Source organism: Paenibacillus catalpae, from assembly GCF_900112695.1.
Lineage (GTDB): Bacteria > Bacillota > Bacilli > Paenibacillales > Paenibacillaceae > Pristimantibacillus > Pristimantibacillus catalpae.
The window spans coordinates 930,447-945,923 of record NZ_FOMT01000002.1 but is presented as its reverse complement, the minus strand read 5'-3'; the positions used below and the strand labels follow the sequence as shown (position 1 = coordinate 945,923).

Genomic DNA, 15,477 nt, shown 5'->3' with positions numbered 1-15,477 from the left:
GTATAGGTTAATTATATAAAGCCAGCGGACCCTCCAAAATTAAGCCAAACTACAAAAAGTAATACTTAATCTACGATTTCGAATAAAAAGTTTCGTTTATACGCGGAGTAAAAAAGAAAGCCTGCTGACCCGGAAAAGAGGCCGCAGGCTTATTCATGAAGGTCAAACGGACTAGATTTTATGCTTTTTCCGGTATTCGCCCGGCGTCATGCCGGTAAACTGCTTGAACTGCCGGTTGAAATAAATGATGTTCTTATAACCGACACGCTCTGCTATCTCATACACCTTCAGGCAAGGATCGGCAAGCAGCTCCTTCACCCGGTCCATCCGCCGCTCGTTCAGCCAGTCGCTGAACAGAATGCCCGTCTCTTCCTTGAACAAGGTGCTTAAATAATTCGGCGTAAAATCAAAAAACGCCGCCACTTCCTTCAGCGTAATCTTCTGCTCGAGCCGCTCGTCTACAAACGCCATAATGTTGTCGAACAGCTTGCGCTTCTGCTTCTGACGCTTGACATAGAGCAGCTCCGACAGCTCGAAGAACCTTCTCCGAAGCCATGACAAAATATCATCAATCGTCTCGAACTGGAACAGGACGGCCGCCTTCTGCGCATCCCACTTCAGCAGCTCATACAGATTCTCGCTCTGCTGCAGCAGATCGGCATGCAGCTTCGACGTTACCCGGATAATAAGGTCATACGCATATTGCTTCTGGGATACGCTTTCGTTCTTGTCGAACAGCTTCAGCAGCCGGTCATCAATCGCTACCAGATCATAGTCCAGTATGGCGGCAAGCATCTGTTCCACATTTTCTTCCACATTTGGTTCCAGCTTATCTTCTCTTGCCGTACCGGATACATCTTTAATCAGCCGGTTCTTTCCAAGCAGCCATTTCGCGCTAAGGGCAGCTTGCGCCTGCCGGTAGGATTCGCGCAGCTCCTCCGTATCCCGCGCAGAGCTGCCGGCCCCTGCTGTAATCGTAACCGGGAAGCTCTGGCCGACTGCCCCTACAAGCTCCTCCAGCATGGAAGTGAAGCGGTCATCCGAGATGGGAGAGAGAATGACAATCCTCTGGTCATGGCTGACAAGCACCGTGCCTCCATTGTGATCGCTCACGAACTGCTCGATGAAGGAGGAGATGCTGCGGATTTGGCTGCGCCGCTCCTGCTCGGGGATTTTCCATTCTACATCATCAATCTCGATAACGGCAGCAGCTGCGCCATATTGCAGAAGCGAGGTCAGGAATGGCGCTATATGCTCCCGTTCATGCTCCTCCGAAGCATCCGCCAGCCATCGCAGCAGCAGCTCCCGGTTTACAAGGGTGAGGGCCTCCGTCACAATCGAATGCCGCTTGCGCTCGTTCGTCACCTGCGTATATACCGTTTCCAGCATATCATGCAGCTCCTGATCCTTTACCGGCTTGAGCAGGTAGCCCGAGGCGTTCATCTGAATCGCTTCCTTCGCATAGCTGAAATCCTCATGCCCGCTTATAAAGACGATCTGCACATGCGGGTTAAGCTCCTTCGCTTTCCGCGCGAACTCTGTCCCCGACATGATCGGCATCCGGATATCGGATAAAATCACGTCAATCCGTTCCTCCTCCATCAGCTTTAACGCTTCAAAGCCGCTGCTTGCCGTACCCACGACCTGCAGGGGCAGCGTACTGCCCGTCACCCTGCGCCGCATCCACTCCAGATCAATCGCTTCGTCATCAACCAGTAACACTGTAATCATGCCAGATGTCTCCTTTGCTCTTCCTCCTGCAAGTTGTCTTCCCGGTCGATAGGCAGCACAATCCGTACCGTTGTTCCGCCGCCAAACACGCTTCCGATCTCAATGCCGTATTCATCGCCATACCGCAGTTTGATGCGGTCATCCACGTTGCGAATTCCGTAGCCTCCGGCATGACCCGGCTGCGCCATAACGGATTTGAGAGCATCCGGCTTCATTCCGATGCCTGTATCAATCACTTTCAGCTCGACCTTATTCCCTGCGACTCTGCCGCTGATCCGAATGGCAATATGGCTGCCAAACCAGGCATGCTTAAAGATGTTCTCCACAAAAGGCTGCAGGATCAGCTTAATAACCTTGCAGTCCGCAAGCTCCCGCTCCATATCGATATGAACATCAAATTTGCCCGCATATTTTATGCGCTGGATATCCAGATAAGCTTCTACCTGCTCCAGCTCCTTCGCCAGCGGGATAAACACATGGCCGTCATTAAGCGTCAGCCGGTAAAACTTTGCCAGCCCTTCAACCATGCCCGTCACCTTCTCGGTCTCCGACAAATTCGCAAGGCTGCCTATCGTCGACAAGGTGTTGTACAGGAAATGCGGATTAATCTGCGCCTGCAGCGCTTCCAGCTCCGCTTGTTTCTTCTGAATGCCTTCGACGTACACCCTCTTGATCAAGTCCTGGATGTTCTCCGCCATATCGTTAAAGGCCCCCGCGATATGAACAAACTCGTCATTACCGCTGAAGCGGAGCCGTTTCTGAAAGCTTCCCTGCTGGAAGGAGCGGAGGAACGAGACAATACGCCTCATTTTCCGCCCGGACAATCTTGCAACCAGGAATCCGATGAACGACATGACAAGAAAGCTGATCAGGCAGACGGAGAAAATAACGCCGCGCAGCTTGGCTGCATCTTTGCTCAGATACGTGTGCGGGACAAGCGTCTCTATCATCAGCCCGGTGTTCGGAATCGCATTATGCATCACGAGATACGTTGCATTATCCTCATACGTCATGGCATCCGCTGTTTCAGCCCCGTCCGTCTGCCGATTATCGCCCCTTTGATACAAAACGGTATTCGTACTTGTATCTACAAGCCGCAGAACAAGCCCTTCCTCGGTTGGAAACGCTTTAAAATCACCTAACAAATCATCCATTCTCGTCGTAATCCGTACGTAACCGATAATCGTCTTGTAATCGTTATAAGAGACCAGCTTCCGGAAATGCGAGATATTGTCGAGGCTTTGATCCGTGTCGACCTGCAGCCAAATATTATCGCGGTCCGAATCCTTGATATCGTTAAACCACGACTTATTCGTAATCTCGCTGTACGGCAAAATATAATAGTCGCTGTCCTTAATTTCCTCGTACATGCTGTCGCCGTCAACCTCATTGAGGTATCCGTTTGTCGTATAGACAAGCAGCCGGATATGATTGCCGTACAAATGCAGAGGCGCCTGGATCTGCGGAACGATCTCATCGAGCATCGTCAGATAGGTTTGGAACGGGTCCCCCTTCTTCTGCAAAGCTCTTTGGAAGGATAAGCTCCCGAACAACGTATCCGACATCCGCTGAATCTCATCCAGCTGGTAGCTGAGGTTATTTTCCGTCTGCTTCATCGCTGTCTTAATATTTGTCTCCGCCATCTCCGTACGGGACTGCACCAGCATCGTATACGAGAAATAGCCAATGACAGCGTCCGTGATCAAGACAAGCAGCAAGTAGGAAATCATCATTTTGTACGTAAAAGGCATGAACGTTCTCATCCGCTTGTCCATGTTTGCTGCATCCTCCCGGTCCTATCGTTAATGATTAGGGAAATCATAAACGAATTCTTTGAATAAATAAATAGGAGATTACATGAACCGGCAGGGCATATCCAAGCGCGGCGGCGGCATACATATGGTATGAACGGTATTTATCAAGTACGGGGGGATAGCGGAATGAACCAGGATGAGATCCGTGCACTAGAACGCGCCATTGATGAAATTACAGAAATCGCACAAGGCTTCGGGCTCGATTTTTACCCTATGCGTTATGAGATTTGTCCAGCGGACATCATTTACACCTTCGGCGCCTACGGGATGCCGACGCGCTTCAGCCACTGGAGCTTTGGCAAGACTTTCAACAAAATGAAGATGCAATACGACTTCGGTCTAAGTAAAATATACGAGCTTGTTATTAACTCGAACCCGTGTTATGCCTTCCTGCTCGAGGGCAATTCGCTGATTCAGAATAAGCTCATTGTCGCCCACGTCTTGGCCCACTGCGATTTCTTCAAGAACAATGCCCGTTTCGGCGCAACGAACCGCAATATGGTCGAGAGCATGTCCGCCACAGCCGACCGCATTCATCAATATGAGATGGATCACGGCACGGAGGCCGTCGAGAAGTTTATTGACGCCGTTCTGGCTATTCAAGAGCATGTTGACCCTACCATTATCAAGCCCTATCAGCTGGATAAGAGCCGGTATATTGAACTGCTGACGAAGGAAAAAGCCCGTTCATCGAAGCAAACAGCCGTGACCGAATATGAAGACTTATGGTCTCTTGAGGTTACCGAGGATTCCGATGGCGCGTCAGGTCCCGCTGTTACTCAGTTCCCGCCGGAGCCGGAGAAGGACTTAATCTGGTTCATCGAGGAATTCTCGCCGAAGCTTGAGCCATGGCAGCGCGATATTATGTCCATGCTGCGCGACGAGATGCTCTACTTCTGGCCGCAGATCGAGACGAAGATTATGAACGAAGGCTGGGCTTCGTATTGGCATCAGCGCATCATTCGCGAGCTGCCGCTCACAAGCGACGAGACGATAGAGTTCGCCAAGCTGAACTCCTCCGTTGTTATTCCTTCACGGAATAGCCTTAACCCGTATTATCTCGGGCTTAAGATCTTCGAGGATATTGAGAAGCGTTGGGATAATCCAACGAAAGAGGAACAGGTCAGATTCGGACGTGTGCCGGGCAGAGGCCGGGAGAAAATATTCGAGGTCCGCGAATTCGATTCGGATATCTCCTTCCTCCGCAACTTCTTGACCAAAAAACTGGTCGATGAGCTTGACCTGTACATCTTCGAGAAGAAAGGCCCGGAATGGAAAATTACCGATAAATCATGGGAAAATATCCGCGAGCAGCTTGTGTACTCCAAGGTAAACGGCGGCTTCCCGAGCATCACCGTCACCGACGGCGACTTCAACCGGATCGGCGAGCTGTACCTGAAGCATAACTATGAAGGCACCGAGCTTGACCTCAAATATGTGGAGCGCACCCTCCCATACGTTGTACAGCTGTGGGGCAAGAATGTTCATCTGGAAACCGTTGTTGAGGATAAAAAGATCGTCTTCAGCTGCGACGGGAAGAAGACCAGCCGGAAGTTTGTCTAATTGTAGTTGTGCATGCGAAAGACCGGGAAGCACAGCATGGGCTGCTGCCTCCCGGTCTTTTTGATATCGAATTACATGACTACAATAGGGGTTAACTCTGCAAAATGCTCCCGCTTCATCTCTAAATGCTGCAGCCACAGCTCGACCAATTGGTTTCCATTAATGAGCTCAATATTTAAACCCTCCGAATATGCAATTGCATTGGAAGTAAATCTGGATGTCGTTACAACATATCCGCCTATGGCTCCCTGCTTAATCATCTGAGAATGGACAATTGCAATCGGCTCATAACCAACGGGATTCATGTCGTTATAACATTTGACCTGTCCCAAATATAGTCCCTTATCCGAGTGCTCTTCCAGATCAATACCGTAATCCCCTGAGCTTCTGGTCACGTTGGTACTGCCGCCCCGTACAGTTGTCATAATCCTGGCTACAAAATGCTCAAACAACAGGGGATCGTCGTCTTTATCCAAATCCGGCTCTCTCCTGAAACGGTTGTACAAGCCTATACGAAGCGTTTCCTTCATTTCATTATGAGAAGCGAAGGCTTCAACCGCGCTCATTTGAATTCTTTCCAACAGCTTCTTTTGCTTGAAATATAAGTACACGAGGTAGAATATCACCACGACGGACAAGCTTAACAGCACATTAGCCATTTCCAAGAAGCAAGCACCTTCAATCTTTTTACGTACCATCATGGCCAATTTAAGCCTCTTCCAATCTTCTATAATATAAAAAAAGAGCCGCTTATGCGGCCCTTCCCCTAAGCGTCCTTCCTGCCATAACTTCTCGCAAACTCTTTCATTTTCTTGTAAGCCGCGGGATCAAGCCACTTTATCGGGTAAAACTGCGGGTGATTCGAGTTGACTTCGATAACCCAAAGGTGCTGCTTCTTGTCATACGCAAAATCAATGCCAAGCTCATGCATCCCTTTGCGTTTAGTACTAAGATGCTTTGCAATCTTTAACGACTTCGACTTCAGATCGGCCTTCCTCTTCGAGGTCGTTTCCGCCGACTTGCCCTGCTCTTTCCCGAGCTTCTCCATCGTATACAGCTTGCCGCCCTGATAATAATTCGTAACGATCTTTTTGGGAGCGCCTACCTTAACCGAATAACCGTTCACCGTCCAATTTCCGCCCGGCTTACGCTGCACCATTACCCGGATATCGTAGGCTCTGCCGTTTACCCGGTCCAGTGTGATGCCCTTCTGGATGATAAGCTTTTTGTCCGACTTCTTGTTTATATGATCGTAGACCGCTGATGCCGAACTCAAATGGCGGCTTAATTGCTTCTTTTTCACGATATGCTTGACCGTATAACCTGAGCCTTTCGATTTCTTTACTTTGAAAATCCCCATCCCCTGCGAGCCCGTATCCGGCTTAACATAGACGGACGAGTGGCTCTCCAGCATCGATTTCATATGCTCCCGGCTGAAAGATACGGTATGAGGGACAAGCTTTTTCAAAGTTTTATGCGAATTCATATACCGGCACACCTTAAGCTTCCCGTAAATACTGCGGCTGTTATACTTTTTATCATACATGGAACTCACCCTCCAATCCCATTGTATGAGCCGAAGCCTTCCGCCACTTGTGCTGATGTGGATAGGCCTGCATACAACTGCAACTAAATACCGGGCGTAATGACGGTGATCATGTATTCTATTAAACCTGGGACCTCAGTATCGTGGATAACCGGATTCGAACATTACTGTCTGACAAATAAGAAGGTGAATGACAAAAAGGGCTGCTCTCACATGGAGAACAGCCCTTTTTGCACGAAATATCGCTTGTTATCCCCTTCGTCCGCTCTCAACGAGCGCCACACCTAACAATCAGGCTCACGCTTAAAAGAGTTTCCCTCACGGTCCAAGATTGCCCTTCCCAAAGCACCAAGTTTATCGCGAGTTATACTCATCCAGGCATGAGCCTCCTTGTTGGAATGTGAGTTCCCACCCAACCTAAAGCTCTATTGCGTTACCGTCTTCGTATAAGTACTGCTTGTCGTGATATAGGCTGTCTTTCCGTTTACCTTCACCTGGTACCAGTAGCTGTTCGCCTTTTTAATCAGCTCAGCTTTTTGACCAAGCTCCAGTCTGCCAACGGTAGAAGAACTAGAGCTGGCAGCCGACTTCAGGCTGACCCAGCCTTTTACCGTCACCACATATGTAGTCTTCTCATTTGATGGATTCGACGGTGTCGGATCCGGGGTTGGCGTTGTTCCTCCGCCGTTTGAATGGCCAGGGCCATTCCATGCCGGAATCTGCTTCTGCGGCGGAAGCACATAGGATTGTGGAATCGTAGGCGCTTTAATCGTTTTGCCTGCCATGCCGGTAAATCCGGCTGCAGGGATTACGCGGCGGGCTTCCTTGAAGTTCTCGCCCCACCAATATTCCCATCCGTCAACCGTACCAAGCGCTGTCGGATTGCCATCCGAGCGTGTTCCAATGACGACGGGCTGACCATTACGATTGGTTCCCATATAAATGGCAACGTGCATAATATGATCTGTTTCCTGCCATGTCAGAATATCTCCAAGCTTCAGGTTTTCAATCCCGGTAAGCTTCCATTTGCCATTAACCTTTTGCTTGCTGACACCGGCCACTTTTGTACCGACGGTATTATAATTGGCGGATGTGCCTGTAACATTGAAACCAAAATCTCCAAACACAAAACGCGCAAAGCCCGAGCAATCCTCGTAACCGTATTTGCCATAAGCATCTGAACCGCTGCCGTAAACCATATAACCATTTTCCATATACCAGATTGCCCGTTCGACAACTTGGTAAGCGAGAGTGTTGGACTCACTGCCATACTTAGAATGAAAATCAGCCACATTATAGAGCTCATCCTTCACATAGCTATCTGCGTTTATGTACTGATTGTATTTCTTTACTGCGCTTGCCGTAGTCCAGGTTGTACTTGCATTGGCGATGCCGGCTGTCCCTAGTAAAGAACCGATAATAGCGAGGCTTAGTAGTTGCTTTTTCATGTTTTTGTCATCCCTCCCACCCCTATTAAAATATATACCAACTCTCACCGCAATGACCAAAAAGTGCCAATTCAGATAGACAGAACCAATCTTATAAGCCTCTAATTTTCAATCTTTTACCAGTCATTTTTATGAACGAGTTCTAATAAAAAACGCGCTCAAACCTAGGCCAGCATTGCTTTTCACCACGACTCACCTATCGCATAACAGGGCTGTTTTAGCGAAAATTGCAGGATAGAAATTCCTCTAAACATGATTTCCTCTGTTACCAATTATGAGAAAAAATTTAGGAAAAAGTGCCCAAGAAAGCATGATATATGCTTATAGCATTTTTCCTCTATCTTCACTATAATTTTTCTAGTACTTTCTACCGAGAATGAAGACATCCGAGGTGATACCGTTGTCCAAAGATAAGTTTACAGGTTACAGGGTCATGTTTAATGTGGGGGCAAGGTTTATGGTTCATGTCTATATGAAAGAGGAATATTACGAGCAGTGGCGATATACCAGAGATCAGCGGATTACGGACGTTGTCATCGAAGAGGTTGAAGTCGAGCTTAATTATTTTCTCGGTTAGCCGAATAACACAAAGGCTGCTTCCCAAGGTTCCCATAACCGAACCTTGGAAAGCAGCCTTATTTTGTCCCTAATCATGTATTAGTCCTCGATTTTACGTACGTCAACGGTTACCTTCAGCTTCTGCTCGCCACTGCCCCGGTACACGCCTTTTACAGGAACGATATCCTTGTAATCCCGGCCATGCCCCAGCTTTACATATCGCTCGCCAACCGGTGCTTCATTCGTCGGGTCAAAGCTGCACCAGCCCAGCTGAGGCACATACGCTTCCACCCAGGCATGTGATGCCTGTTCAAAATCTGCGCTGCCTCCCTGAAGGTCGCCTACAAAATGATAACCGCTCACATAGCGGGCAGGAATATGATGAACCCGGCAGCAAGCAATCATCAGATGGGCGAAATCCTGGCATACCCCGCGCTTGCGTTCAATAAGATCACTGGCCTTAGTGGTAACCGTTGTAGCTTCCGGGTCATAGATAAATTCGGAGCGGATCTTGCCGGACAACGAAATCAACCAGCTAAGCACGCTGATATCCTGCCCTTCCTTCAGAGCAAACGTATCCGCATACTGCTTTACTTCCCCCGTTATATTCGTATAATGGGTCTCCAGCAGAAACTCTGCAAAGCGGTTAGCCGCTTCTTCCGTCTCCAGCCAGGCCCATGCCTCCCGGGCCAGCTTCCCGTTCAGAAGGGCAGCCTGCTGCTCCGGACTAGGGGCATGCCTCGTAACGACCGTCATCTGCGTCCGGATCGTCAGCCGCCTATGAGGCGGATTAACGGAAAAGGAGTGTACCCGGTTGCCGAAGTAATCTTCATAGCTGAAGAGCGAAGCGTTGGGCTCTATAAAGATAGCCTGCTGGTAGCAGGACTGCCGTTCATTCGTGCTTGGCGTCAGCCGGATCTCATTGACACTGTCCGTTGCTGAACCCTCGTACTCGTATTGCGTCACGTGAGATATATTTAACTTCATGCGCTTGCCTCCCCCATACGAAAAAAGGTTTTGGCAAAAGAATGCCCCAGCATCTGGCACGACTCCAGCAAATGTCCAATGATGGACCCGTTACGGTCGACAATCATATCATCACGCTCCAGACAAGCCAAGTCCGCTTTCGCCTTCGCCACTTGGCGGATAACACGGTCATGGGCAGTGCGGAGCTGCTTATCGGTAAGCTCGATCTGCTTCATATGCTCATCAAGTGCATGGAAGGAGAAATGAACGGAACGCGGGAACGATTGGTTCAGAATGACGAACTCCACAATGGATTCGACCGACATGCCGTCCGCGTAAAAGCGTCGGAAGGACTGATGACCGCTGAGCGATTTCAGTACAGCCTGCAAGTACGGATAGGCACCTGTATTGTTCCAGCCATCGCCGACAGCGGCATTGCCAACCGCTTTAATAATCCGAAGGGTATTTTCCGCCCGCTCCAGGAATCGTCCGCATTCGATGAAATGCCATTCATTCTCGCGCGGCATAACCGATTGGCATAATCCTTGGAACAAAGCAGCCCATTCCTTAATCCGTCCATAGAACAGATGTGGAGATTCTTTCATCAAGTCTTCCGGCTGTTTCTCACGCAGCCATAAGTAAAAGGAATTTACGGTGTCCCACAGCTCGCTTGGAACTTTCTCGCGCAGCGTGCGAAGGTTCCCCCTCGCATGGCTGACACAAGAAACGAGCGAATTGGCATTATCCCGGTCAAGCGTGATGTAATGAAGAACATCCTGCTCCGTATAGCTGCCGTACTGCTGCTCATAAGAGCCCCTGCTGCCCAGCGCGTCTACAATCCGGGTCCATTTGCATGGCACCTCATTCTTGTCGCCGTCTTCACCGCAAGCTTCAACGCCTAATTCATCTTCTGCCTGCAGGTGATAATGGACATCAATTAATCTCGCATGGTTCTCCGCCCGTTCCATATAGCGGCCAATCCAAAACAACGCTTCAGCGTTTCGGTTAAGCACAGCGATACCTCCGTTTCTTGATCGAAAATTGTTAACGATTTAACACCCATGTATCTTTAACTCCTCCGCCTTGCGAAGAGTTAACAACAAGCGAGCCTTCTCGCAGTGCAACGCGAGTAAGACCGCCTGGAATAACATGCGTAGAATCCTCACCCATAAGCGCAAACGCCCTCAGATCAATATGGCGGGGAGCCATCCGGCCATCTACCATTACCGGTGCGCGAGACAGCTTCATCGTGGTCTGGGCAATATAACGGCTCGGGTCTTTTTTGATCTCCTCGGCAAACTCCTTGATCTCTTTCGGCGAAGCTGCAGGACCGATCAGCATCCCATAACCGCCGGAGAGAGAAGTTTCCTTCACTACAAGTTGATCCAGATGGTCAAGAACGTAAGCCAGCTCTTCCTTCCGGGTTAACAGATAGGTCGGCACGTTATGCAGAATAGGCTCCTCCCCGAGATAATAACGAATCATATCCGGAACGTAAGCATACACTGCCTTATCGTCGGCAACACCGGTACCCGGCGCATTCGCAATCGCAATATTGCCTGCCCGGTATGCATTCATCAGCCCCGGAACGCCTAGCAGCGAGTCCGGCTGGAAGGCAAGCGGATCAAGAAAATCATCGTCAATCCGGCGGTAAATGACGTCAACCTGACGAAGTCCCCTCATATCGCGCAAATAAATTTTGTGATCTTTATAGACAAGATCGCGGCCTTCTACCAGATGAATGCCAAGCTGCTGGGCAAGGAAAGTGTGCTCATAATAAGCCGAGTTGAATGAGCCCGGAGTAAGAAGCGCAATTAACGGATCCTTCTTGCCGCTTGGCGCAAGAGTACGCAAAGAACTAAGGAAATAGTTTAAGCTGCGCTCAATGCTCTGAACGGATGAGGACAAGTATAGATCATGAAACAGCTCGCTCATGATTGTACGACCCTTGAATAAATACGAGTAACCGGAAGGCGAGCGGAGATTATCCTCGAGGACAAAATAGCGGCCTTTCTCGTCTCTAATTAAATCTATGCCGGAGGACGTAATATAAACTCCTCCTGGAACGTCTAACCCCATCATTTCTGGACGGAAATATACGTTGGATACAATCATTCGTCTCGGAATAACACCGTCGGTCACAATACGCTGGGCGTGATAAATATCGTGAATGAACATATTCAGCGCCTTGGTCCGCTGACGAACGCCGCGGTCCACTGCTTCCCATTCATGTTTGGGGATAACGCGAGGGATATAATCAAAAGGGATGGTTCTTTCAAGAGGCTCGCTTTGGTTTGGGCTGTACAGGGTAAAGGTGATGCCTTCCTCCATCATGCGCTGATTGAGAGCATGCTGCCTCATCGTCAATTCCGACGGCTTCATTCTCGTGAACAACCGATGGATATTGTCATAGTGGGGACGAACCGAAAAGTCTTTATCGAACATTTCATCGTAAAATGATTGCGAATCGTAATAATGCGAATGCGACTGTTTGGCCGTCGACATGCCAACCGCCTCCTCCATGATGGTGCAGCACCTTACCTGATGCCTGCGATGATGTCTACCATAGTTGGCTTGCTACATATTTGTTAGATTACCTTACACAAAATATTTAATATGCTTAATAAAAGTAAATTTTTGTTAGATTCATCATACAAGATCTGGATTTTCATGTCAACTTATATAGCACGAAAGCAGGGCTTCTGCGCTGGCGAAGAAACCCTGCTTTATATCATATGCCTATTCTCTTGTTATGTATTCAATTGCCGCAAATCTTTTGTTACGGAATCCACCGTTTGAACAAATACGGCAAGCTCCTGGGATCTCGCAGCCTGATTACGGGCTTCGACCGATGTTTTCTCCGATTCCGCGCGAACCAGATTGATCTTCTTATGAATCTCATCCAGATTCGTTTGAATCGTCTCCAGTGCCGTACGAGAGGATGCGGCAAGCTTTCGAACCTCGTTGGCAACAACCTCAAAGCCCCGACCCATCTCGCCCGCGCGTGCTGCTTCAATCGCCGCATTAAGGCCCAGAAGGTGCGTCTGGTCTGAGATCCCGCGAATTAACAGTCCCATCTCCGTAATACCGGCAAGCTCATCCTGCAGATCGCCAAGCAGCTCATGCGAGCGGTCCTGCGACTGGGAAGTGGTTACGGCCGCTTCGGCAATTGACTGGGCTCCCTGATCCAATTCAGTCATAAGGCTGGCCAGCTGTTGTACGGATTCCGTAATAGTCGTCAACATAACCGATTTTTGATCCGCCAAATCCTGAATCAGAGCCTGCTCGGCACGGTTATAAGCTTCAAGAACCAACTGCGAATCCAGATTAAACATCTTCGACAACGAGTGTACAATGGAGGTCCAATTGTCCGGAACCGTACGTTTCAGTACGACGGCGGCTATGTCGAGATATGTCATATAAGTTCCCAAATACCAGTCAGTCGTAAGCCCGATTCTGGAATGGACAAGCCCTACCGTAATCCGGTTCTCTATGTACGCCTGGTCGATTACACCGGAGGCAAGGGACAACCAATAGCCGCGTTGTGTCTGCTTCAGACGTTCAATATTGCTTACGCTCGATATAATGTTCATGAGATGCGCCTGCTGCCCGATACTGTCATAGAAGCGGTCAACGACCTCTTCTACTACCTGCTCGAATATCGGCTTGCAATCCAAGAGCCGCTTCAAATCCTCTTCCGTTATACGAGTATACTCCAGCTGCCTGCGGCGTTCTTCTGTGACTTGAATCATTGATTTTATCTCCCCCTAAAAAGATTCAAAGCTTAACTTTTATCTTATATAGATTATATCGGAAAATATGGAATCCGCCTGAACGGAAACTTGTATTCTTCATGACAAGAGCAAATGCCTTAAGAGCAAAAAACAAAAGCGGCCGTGCAGGTTTACACCCGCACAGCCGCTTTTCATAATTTCCACTTGACTGTTACAATTATTAACGATTCAAAAGGCTTCCGACATATCTAAGCAGCTCGTTGGCACATACCGGGCAATAGCCGTGTTCGTCAATCAACCGTTTGGTCACTTCATTAATACGCTTCAGTTGGCTTTCATCCGGTGTTTTGGTTGAAGTCGTTATTTTCACAATATCCTTCAGGTCGGCGAACAGCTTCTTCTCTACCGCCTCGCGCAGCCTTTCGTGACTTGTGAAATCGAACTTCTTCCCTTTCCTCGAATACGAAGAGATCCGGATCAGAATTTCTTCGCGGAAGGCTTTCTTCGCATTCTCGGATACACCGATCTGCTCCTCAATCGACCGCATCAGGCGCTCATCCGGATCCATCTCTTCGCCGGTCAGCGGATCTTTAATTTTGGCCCAGTTGCAATACGATTCAATGTTGTCGAGATAGTTCTCGAATAAAGTCCGGGCGGACTCCTCAAAGGAATAAACAAATGCTTTTTGAATCTCTTTCTTCGCCAGACCGTCATACTCCTTGCGCGCCACCGAGATGAAGTTCAGGTACCTCTCCCGCTCCTCCTTCGTAATGGAAGGATGCTGGTCGAGGCCGTCCTTCAGCGCTCGCAGCACATCCAATGCATTGATACACTGCATATCCTGTTTGATGAGCGCACTTGAAATCCGGTTAATGACATAACGAGGGTCAATACCGGACATGCCCTCTTCGATATATTCGTTCTGCATTTCTTTCAGATCCGCTTCCTTGAAGCCTTCGATCTCTTCACCATCGTACATGCGCATCTTCTTCACAAGATCCATGCCTTGCTTCTTCGTTTCCTTCAGACGGGTAAGTATGGAGAAGATTGCTGCCGATTTCAAGGAATGCGGCGAAATATGAATGTGCTTCATATCGCTCTGGCCGATCAGCTTTGTATAAATTTTCTCTTCCTCAGACACTTTGAGGTTGTATGGAATCGGCATAACAATCATCCTGGATTGCAACGCCTCGTTTTTCTTATTACTGATAAACGACTTGTACTCGGATTCATTCGTATGGGCGATAATGAGCTCATCCGCCGAGATTAACGCGAACCTTCCCGCCTTGAAATTCCCCTCCTGCGTCAGCGAGAGCAGGTTCCACAGGAACTTCTCGTCGCATTTGAGCATCTCCTGGAATTCCATCAGGCCCCGGTTCGCTTTATTCAGCTCACCGTCGAACCGATAGGCACGCGGATCAGATTCCGAGCCAAACTCTGTAATCGTCGAGAAGTCGATGCTGCCGGTCAAGTCGGCAATATCCTGCGACTTCGGATCGGAAGGGCTGAATGTACCAATCCCCACCCGGTTTTCCTCAGACACAAGCACACGCTCTACGATGACATTTTCGATATCCCCGTCATATTCCACCCGAAGCCTCATCTGGCAGGATGGGCACAGATTGCCTTCAATGCGCACGCCCAGCTCCTTCTCGATCTCAGGACGAAGTTCATGCGGGATCAAATGAAGCGGCTCTTCATGCATCGGGCAGCCTTTAATGGCGTATACGGCACCTTGCTCCGTTCTGGAGAATCGCTCCAGACCTTTCTTGAGCATCGTCACAATGGTTGATTTACCACCGCTGACCGGTCCCATGAGGAGCAGGATCCGTTTACGGACATCCAGCCTTCTTGCTGCCGAGTGGAAGTATTCCTCCACCAGCTTCTCCACGGCGCGGTCGAGACCAAATATTTCCTGTTCGAAGAACTTGTAGCGCTTCCTCCCATTATTGTCCTCTACCCCAAAGGATTCAATCATCTCATAGACGCGCGCGTGCGCAGTCATGGCCGGGGTCGGGTCCTCCCTGAGTAATTCGATATATTCTCTGAAAGATCCCGTCCACCCAAGCTTCTCACTCTCTGTCTGATACTCCGATATTCGCTTGAAAATGTCCATG

General features: G+C 49.1%; 11 protein-coding genes. 1 reads left to right on the top strand and 10 read right to left on the bottom strand.

The features are described 5' to 3' along the window. Positions 1-171: 171 nt before the first annotated feature. Positions 172-1,731 carry a response regulator transcription factor gene (locus BM200_RS11965; RefSeq protein ID WP_091185457.1) on the bottom strand — a complete coding sequence of 520 codons (1,560 nt, stop codon included), beginning with the start codon at positions 1,729-1,731 and terminating at the stop codon, positions 172-174. After that, positions 1,728-3,506, bottom strand: a complete 1,779-nt coding sequence (locus BM200_RS11960) for a sensor histidine kinase (protein ID WP_091185455.1) — start codon at positions 3,504-3,506, stop codon at positions 1,728-1,730. Before BM200_RS11960 ends, BM200_RS11965 begins: the two co-directional genes overlap by 4 nt. Before the next feature lie 165 nt (positions 3,507-3,671). Between BM200_RS11960 and BM200_RS11955 the strand changes: the two genes are divergently transcribed. Then, the gene (locus BM200_RS11955) at positions 3,672-5,108 is read left to right on the top strand and encodes a SpoVR family protein (RefSeq protein ID WP_091185453.1); all 1,437 of its coding nucleotides are present in this window, start codon (positions 3,672-3,674) and stop codon (positions 5,106-5,108) included. Between the two features lie 71 nt (positions 5,109-5,179). On the opposite strand, the gene BM200_RS11950 is transcribed toward BM200_RS11955, so the two are convergent. The 8 genes from BM200_RS11950 to BM200_RS11915 form a co-directional block, all read right to left on the bottom strand. Continuing rightward, entirely contained in the window at positions 5,180-5,809 is a 630-nt protein-coding gene (locus BM200_RS11950; protein WP_245772982.1) for a restriction endonuclease, read from the bottom strand. Positions 5,810-5,874: 65 nt separating this feature from the next. After that, positions 5,875-6,654 carry a YheC/YheD family protein gene (locus BM200_RS11945; RefSeq protein ID WP_091185452.1) on the bottom strand — a complete coding sequence of 260 codons (780 nt, stop codon included), beginning with the start codon at positions 6,652-6,654 and terminating at the stop codon, positions 5,875-5,877. Positions 6,655-7,079: 425 nt separating this feature from the next. After that, positions 7,080-8,102, bottom strand: coding sequence for an SH3 domain-containing protein (locus BM200_RS11940; RefSeq protein WP_091185449.1), 1,023 nt, complete (start codon positions 8,100-8,102; stop codon positions 7,080-7,082). A gap of 657 nt (positions 8,103-8,759) precedes the next feature. After that, positions 8,760-9,647, bottom strand: coding sequence for a transglutaminase family protein (locus BM200_RS11935; protein WP_091185446.1), 888 nt, complete (start codon positions 9,645-9,647; stop codon positions 8,760-8,762). Then, positions 9,644-10,639 carry an alpha-E domain-containing protein gene (locus BM200_RS11930; RefSeq protein ID WP_091185444.1) on the bottom strand — a complete coding sequence of 332 codons (996 nt, stop codon included), beginning with the start codon at positions 10,637-10,639 and terminating at the stop codon, positions 9,644-9,646. Before BM200_RS11930 ends, BM200_RS11935 begins: the two co-directional genes overlap by 4 nt. A 31-nt stretch (positions 10,640-10,670) precedes the next feature. Beyond that, positions 10,671-12,131: a circularly permuted type 2 ATP-grasp protein gene (locus BM200_RS11925; RefSeq protein ID WP_091185441.1), complete on the bottom strand. Its 1,461-nt coding sequence runs from the start codon at positions 12,129-12,131 to the stop codon at positions 10,671-10,673. A 245-nt stretch (positions 12,132-12,376) separates the two neighbouring features. Next, entirely contained in the window at positions 12,377-13,378 is a 1,002-nt protein-coding gene (locus tag BM200_RS11920) for a globin-coupled sensor protein (RefSeq protein WP_091185438.1), read from the bottom strand. Positions 13,379-13,580: 202 nt separating this feature from the next. Next, complete coding sequence (locus BM200_RS11915; protein WP_091185436.1) at positions 13,581-15,476, bottom strand: PrkA family serine protein kinase; 1,896 nt, start codon at positions 15,474-15,476, stop codon at positions 13,581-13,583. Between the last annotated feature and the right edge of the window lies 1 nt (position 15,477).

Excerpts from the sequence above, each read along its gene's own strand:
- BM200_RS11925 (WP_091185441.1), bottom strand. The coding sequence starts at position 12,131 with ATGTCGACGGCCAAACAGTCGCATTCGCATTATTACGATTCGCAATCA.
- BM200_RS11915 (WP_091185436.1), bottom strand. The coding sequence starts at position 15,476 with ATGGACATTTTCAAGCGAATATCGGAGTATCAGACAGAGAGTGAGAAG.
- BM200_RS11920 (WP_091185438.1), bottom strand. The coding sequence starts at position 13,378 with ATGATTCAAGTCACAGAAGAACGCCGCAGGCAGCTGGAGTATACTCGT.
- BM200_RS11955 (WP_091185453.1), top strand. The coding sequence starts at position 3,672 with ATGAACCAGGATGAGATCCGTGCACTAGAACGCGCCATTGATGAAATT.
- BM200_RS11965 (WP_091185457.1), bottom strand. The coding sequence starts at position 1,731 with ATGATTACAGTGTTACTGGTTGATGACGAAGCGATTGATCTGGAGTGG.
- BM200_RS11950 (WP_245772982.1), bottom strand. The coding sequence starts at position 5,809 with ATGATGGTACGTAAAAAGATTGAAGGTGCTTGCTTCTTGGAAATGGCT.
- BM200_RS11945 (WP_091185452.1), bottom strand. The coding sequence starts at position 6,654 with ATGTATGATAAAAAGTATAACAGCCGCAGTATTTACGGGAAGCTTAAG.
- BM200_RS11935 (WP_091185446.1), bottom strand. The coding sequence starts at position 9,647 with ATGAAGTTAAATATATCTCACGTGACGCAATACGAGTACGAGGGTTCA.
- BM200_RS11960 (WP_091185455.1), bottom strand. The coding sequence starts at position 3,506 with ATGGACAAGCGGATGAGAACGTTCATGCCTTTTACGTACAAAATGATG.
- BM200_RS11940 (WP_091185449.1), bottom strand. The coding sequence starts at position 8,102 with ATGAAAAAGCAACTACTAAGCCTCGCTATTATCGGTTCTTTACTAGGG.